Below are 1870 nucleotides of genomic sequence, written 5' to 3' on the forward strand. Positions count from 1 at the left end.
ACCGCCGAGGTGCGCGCCGATCATGTCGCGCAGATCGTCTCGAAGATCACCGGCGTTCCGGTCACTGAGCTGACCACCGAGGAGAAAGACAAGCTCCTCAAGCTTGAGGAGAAGCTGCACGAGCGCGTCATCGGCCAGGAAGAGGCCATCCGCGCCGTGGCGGATGCGGTGCGCCTGGCGCGCGCAGGACTGCGCGAGGGACGCGGCCCGACCGCGACATTCCTCTTCCTCGGGCCGACCGGGGTTGGCAAGACGGAACTGGCCAAGACGCTCGCCGAAGTAATCTTTGGCGATCAGGACGCAATCATCCGCATCGACATGTCCGAGTATGGCGAGCGCCACTCGGTCGCCCGGCTGGTGGGCGCGCCTCCCGGCTACGTCGGATACGACGAAGGCGGGCAACTGACCGAGAAGGTGCGCCGTCGGCCCTACTCGGTCGTGCTGCTCGACGAGATCGAGAAGGCGCACCCGGATGTCTACAACATTCTGTTGCAGGTGTTCGACGACGGTCGGCTGACCGACGGCAAGGGGCGCGTGGTGGACTTCACCAACACCATCATCATCGCCACGTCGAACCTCGGTTCGGACATCATCCAGCGCAACCTCAAGAAGCGCGGCACCAAGGAGTTCGACGAGGCAAAGCAGAAGTCCGAGCTGATGGAGGTGTTGCGCGGTCATTTCCGGCCAGAGTTCATCAACCGGATCGACGAGATCATCGTCTTCCACTCGCTGAACCAGTCGGAAATCCGCCAGATCGTCGAGTTGCAGCTGAACCGGGTGAAGCGGACCGCCCTGACCCAGGGTGTCGAACTCGAATTCGACGTGAGCGTCGTGGATCACTTCGGCGCGGTCGGCTTCCGTCCCGAATTCGGCGCCCGCGAGCTGCGCCGGCTGATCCGGTCGGAGTTGGAGACCGAGTTGGCCCGCGAGATGCTCTCGGGGCGGATCGAGGATGGTGACAAGGTCCGCGTCGCCTGGTCGGCGGACGAGCAGAAGGTCGTGTTCGAAAAGATCGCAAAGGACAGCAGTGACCAAAAACCGGACGATCAGGCCGGGGCCCGCGGTGACGTGTCCGGCGAAGTTGTCGAAGACAAGGCGGACGCTCCGACGCCCGACGTCGCGGTCGACGCCAAGGATGAGGTGCAGTCCAAGGACGATAAGTCGACCGGGTGACGTCGCGAGGGACTGGCCGGCGCGATGACGGTCGCGCCGGCTTGTTTCGTCGAAAAGCGACAAGAAGGTTTAACGGCATGAAAGTCATAAGAGCGTTTCGCAATCTCGACCGACACGGGCAGCAGCGCGCGCCGGAGGTCATCGCGGAGGAGGTGCGGCAACTTGAGCCGCATCTCGCGCGCTTTCGCGAGGATCTCGTCCGGCTCGAGGTCGTCGTCTCGCAGACGAGGGGCAAGACGCGCATCCAGGTCAGCCTGCGCCTGCAACTGCCCTCGGGCGTGATCGCGGCGCAGGAAGAGGGGTTCGAGACCGAGCCTGCCCTGCGCAAGGCCTTTGCCGACCTGCGCCACCGGGTCGATCGGCATGTGGCGCGCCTCAAGCACGAGCCGGAGTTCAAGCGTCCCGCCCGCCGGCGCCGGATTGGCGCCCCACTCCCGCCCGCGCGGAATGCGGCGGAGGCGGAGCGGCGCCAGCTTTTCTTCGGCCTGATCGAGGATCATCTCGATACGGTCTACGACACCGTCAGGCGCGAGTTGACCTATCTCGAATGCAGCGGATCTGTGCCGGAGGGTTACCTCAGCGTTCGCGATCTTGTCGATGCAACGATCCTCAAGGGACTGGAAAGGTTCGAGCAGCGGCCCACCGAGTTTTCCATAGGCGACTGGCTGCTGAAACTGGCTTTCGAGACCATCGAGGC

General features: G+C 64.3%; 2 protein-coding genes. Both read left to right on the forward strand.

Going from position 1 to position 1870, the window contains the following annotated elements; genetic code table 11:
- Window positions 1-1173, forward strand: a 1173-nt coding sequence (locus H512_RS0120005; RefSeq protein WP_026784907.1) for an AAA family ATPase, incomplete at its 5' end; no start/stop codon positions are given.
- Window positions 1174-1250: 77 nt separating this feature from the next.
- Window positions 1251-1870: HPF/RaiA family ribosome-associated protein (locus H512_RS0120010; protein WP_026784908.1), on the forward strand; the 620-nt coding region annotated here is incomplete at its 3' end.

The organism is Pleomorphomonas koreensis DSM 23070 (assembly GCF_000425185.1).
GTDB classification, from domain to species: Bacteria; Pseudomonadota; Alphaproteobacteria; order Rhizobiales; family Pleomorphomonadaceae; genus Pleomorphomonas; species Pleomorphomonas koreensis.